Here is a 3,766-nt window from a genome sequence, read left to right as displayed (position 1 = left end):
TGCAATCTGAAGCCTGAGACCCCACTTCCATAACATCGCCCGCTTCCACCGCGTGCTGGCGACTGAGAGACCATTGCGCTCCCGCTGAAGGAGCAAAATCATGGACCTCAACCAACTTCTCCACCATCATCAGATGGCTTTGATGGCCGTGAGCCAGGCGCGACGCCAAGGGCAGGCGACGCCAAACTTTGACCTGCCGCGCTATTATGCCAAACGGATCAACGAATATCGCGAGCGGCGCGGCTTGAGCGGCGATGCCGAGGCTATCGCCGATCTTGCTGTATCACCTGTCGACGCCGTTGAAGCGCCGGACTATCTGGTCAGTGACGTACTTATTGCCGAATTGCTCATGGCGAAGGCCTTCGAAAAGGCGACACACCAACATCGCGCTGACGGAAGCGTCGGAGTTGACGATCCGGTCGTCGATATTCGCGCCACCCTTCTGGCCGTCGGGAGCGACTTTTATCGCTCGCTGGGCGTGGAGGACGGCCCTCTCGCCGCCGCGATCGATGAAGCTGCGTCACGCTCGGCGTGGGAAGGCGAGGGCGGAGGCCTGCGTCCACCGGGCGACGAGGATGATGGCATCATCCGGACCTATGTCGAACAATTCGCGGTGGGCGACTATCGCTATTCGAACCTTGCCGATGCCAAAGCCGCCGCGCGGCGGCAGCGGGACGCGGCGAGCGACGGGCGCGGAGCGACGCCTGCATGAAACGGCTGATTGCCTTCGATCTTGATGGAACGCTTGCCGAAAGCAAGCAGCCGATGGAACCCGCGATGGGTGAGGCGCTTGCCGATCTCCTCGGCGTGGCAGATGTTGCGGTGATATCCGGTGGCGACTGGCCGCAGTTCGAAAAACAGGTGGCGACGCGCCTTCCCGAGCGCGCGGACCTCTCCCGGCTCTGGCTCATGCCGACCACCGGCACCAAGCTCTATACGTTCGGCTCGGGCTCGTGGCAGGCGCGCTATGCCGAAATCTTTGACGATGCGGAGAAGCGACGCATATTCGAAGCCTTCGATGCGGCGCTACTGGCGACCGGGTTCGTTCCCGAAACGGTCTGGGGCGAACGGATCGAGGATCGCGGGAGTCAGATCACCTTTTCGGCCCTGGGTCAGGAAGCGCCGATCGATGCCAAGGAAAAATGGGATCCCGACTTCGCCAAACGCAAGGTGATTCAGGCCGAGCTTCGCCAACGTCTGCCCGGTCTGTCGATCAACATGGGCGGGGCGACGTCGATCGACATTACCCGTGAGGGCGTCGACAAGGCCTATGGCCTGACGAAGCTAAGCGGCGCCAGCGGTGTCGAACTGGGTGCGATGCTCTTTATCGGCGATGCGATCTTTCCGGGCGGCAATGATTATCCGGCGAAGGCGCTGGGCCTCGATACAATCTCCGTACGCAATCCCGAAGAAACGCTTGGAGTCATCGGAATTATCGTCGCATGCCTGAAATGAGAGCGGGGCGTTGCCGTCTGGCGAGCATGACCGGAATTGGCCTGCGATGCTTCTCGCGAGGCGTCGGTCAATTGGAACAAATGCGCCGCTGAGCTGTTCTGTTTTCTGATGCTCCGAGGCCGACTGCGGGCTTCGAAACAAACGACAAAATACTGGGTGAGGCCTTCTGTCGCATCATTTTTTGGAAGGTATGCCTGTGTACGAAACGCTTGACCGTAGATCGTTCGATGAAGGTTTGGAGGCGTGCCAAACGCTTCGGCCAAAAACTTCGGATACTGTCCGGATCGCACTAGTGGGCGGCTTTCTTCCGCGACGCTGTGGCATCGCGACCTTCACCGCCGATATCCACGCGTCGCTTGCAGTGGCCGCGCCGGAGATCGTCGTCGACGTCTATGCGATGGCGCCGGCCGCCGTTCCCACGATATTCGACCCCGTTGTTTGCGGCGCCATAACCGAGGGTGACGCCGGTAGCTTTATCGAGGCGGCGCGGCAAATCGAGGCGAGCTGTGCCGAAATTATATGGCTGCAGCACGAGTTCGGCCTCTTCGGCGGCTTGGCGGGCGATATGATCCTAGAGCTGGTGGATCGTGTTTCCGCACCGCTGATCGTCACGCTTCATACGGTGCTCGCCGAACCTGACGCCGATCAGCGCCGCGCGATGGAGCGGTTGATCGCGCGCGCGACGAAGCTGGTCGTCATGTCCGAGCGCTCGCACGATCTGCTGCGAAGCGTCTATCATGCCGACGACGACCAGATCGCCATGATCGCCCATGGTGTCCCCGACCGCCCGTTCGGCCGCGCGTCGCAGTTCAAGCCGCAGTTCGGCTTTGCGGGCAAACAGGTCGCGCTGACCTTCGGTCTTTTGTCGCCGGGCAAGGGGATCGAGGCGGTCATCGAGGCATTGCCCGCGATCATCGAAGATCACCCCGACTTCCTTTACTGCATTGCTGGCGCGACGCATCCCAATCTGCTGGCGCTTGAAGGCGAGGCCTATCGCGACCGGCTCCAGGCGCTCGCTGTCTCGCTCGGGGTCGATGCGCATATCCGCTGGATCAATGCGTTCATGGACACCGACGGCCTCCTCGATCTTATCGAGGCGGCGGACATCTATGTGACGCCTTATACCGGTGTGCAGCAGTCGACGTCGGGTACGCTCGCCTATGCGATGGCGTTGGGCAAGGCCGTGATCTCGACACCCTATGTCCATGCGGTCGAGCTCCTCGCCGACGATCATGGCGTGCTCGTCCCCTTCAACGACAGCGAAGCGATCGCGAACGAAATCCGCTATCTGCTCGGCGATGCCGACCGGCTGCTCACGCTGCAGCGTCGCGCCTATGACCGCAGTCGCGACATGATCTGGCCGGTGTTCGCGGAGCGGACCTGTTCGCTGATCGCGGAAAGCCGCGTCGTGCCGAAAGCTGCGCCTATTCCCGAGCATATCGGTATCGATGGGTTCCTGCGCATTTGCGACGACACCGGCATCCTCCAGCACAGCGCTTATATGGTCCCCGATCGCGCGCACGGCTATTGCGTCGATGACAATGCGCGGGCGCTGATGCTGATGCATCGGCTCGACGACGACGCGCTCGGCAAGTGCGGACAACTGACCCCGGTCTTTGCTGCGTTCGTACAGCATGCCTGGAACCCCGACCGCGGCGAGTTTCGCAACTTCATGGGCTTCGCACGCAACTGGCTCGAGGATGTGGGGTCCGAAGACAGCTGCGGCCGAACCCTTTGGGCGCTCGGCGCGACGGCGCAGGGCGCGCGCGATCCCGGTCTGCGGCAATGGGCGCATGAATTGTTTGAGCGCACCGCGACGTCCGCGCTGGATTTCGAGTCACCGCGCGCGATTGCCTTTGCGATTCTCGGCGCCGACTTCGTGCTCGCGGCACATCCCGAGCATGATCTGGCGGACCGGATATTGCGCAGTGGCGCTGACCGGCTGATCGCGCTCTATCAGGCTGCGGCGCGGCCGGACTGGCGATGGTTCGAGCCGGTACTCGCCTATGACAATTGCCGCCTGCCCGAAGCGATGCTGCGCGCGGGCGTGCGACTTGAGCGCGCGGATGTTATCGCGTGCGGAGTTGAGACGCTGCGGTGGATCAACGACGTCCAGATCTCTCCACAGGGTCATTATCGTCCCGTCGGGTCCGACAGCTTCGGCCATTCCTATGAGCTGCCGCGGCCATTCGATCAGCAGCCGCTCGAGATTTGGGCTACCATCGATGCGGCGTCGGCCGCCTATGACGTGACCGGTGACGATATATGGCTGGCGCACGCGCGGCGCGCCTATGAATGGTTTTCCGGGCGT

The 3,766-nt window shown here is 62.2% G+C and carries 3 protein-coding genes; all 3 read left to right on the top strand.

What is annotated here, in order from left to right; genetic code table 11:
- The first annotated feature begins 100 nt into the window (after window positions 1-100).
- Window positions 101-712, top strand: a complete 612-nt coding sequence (locus tag VGD20_RS06855) for a hypothetical protein (RefSeq protein ID WP_331133736.1) — start codon at window positions 101-103, stop codon at window positions 710-712.
- Entirely contained in the window at window positions 709-1,455 is a 747-nt protein-coding gene (locus tag VGD20_RS06850; RefSeq protein WP_331133735.1) for an HAD-IIB family hydrolase, read from the top strand. Before VGD20_RS06855 ends, VGD20_RS06850 begins: the two co-directional genes overlap by 4 nt.
- A gap of 292 nt (window positions 1,456-1,747) precedes the next feature.
- On the top strand, window positions 1,748-3,766 hold a 2,019-nt coding region (locus VGD20_RS06845), incomplete at its 3' end, for a glycosyltransferase family 4 protein (protein WP_331133734.1).

Origin of the sequence: Sphingopyxis sp. (genome assembly GCF_036402335.1) — a bacterium.
Taxonomy (GTDB): Bacteria; Pseudomonadota; Alphaproteobacteria; order Sphingomonadales; family Sphingomonadaceae; genus Sphingopyxis.
The sequence above is the reverse complement of the archived record's forward strand: the minus strand, read 5'-3'. Positions and strand labels throughout refer to the sequence as shown.

What these genes read in the sequence shown, in the direction of transcription:
- VGD20_RS06855 (WP_331133736.1), top strand. Translation starts at nt 101, where the DNA reads ATGGACCTCAACCAACTTCTCCACCATCATCAGATGGCTTTGATGGCC.
- VGD20_RS06850 (WP_331133735.1), top strand. Translation starts at nt 709, where the DNA reads ATGAAACGGCTGATTGCCTTCGATCTTGATGGAACGCTTGCCGAAAGC.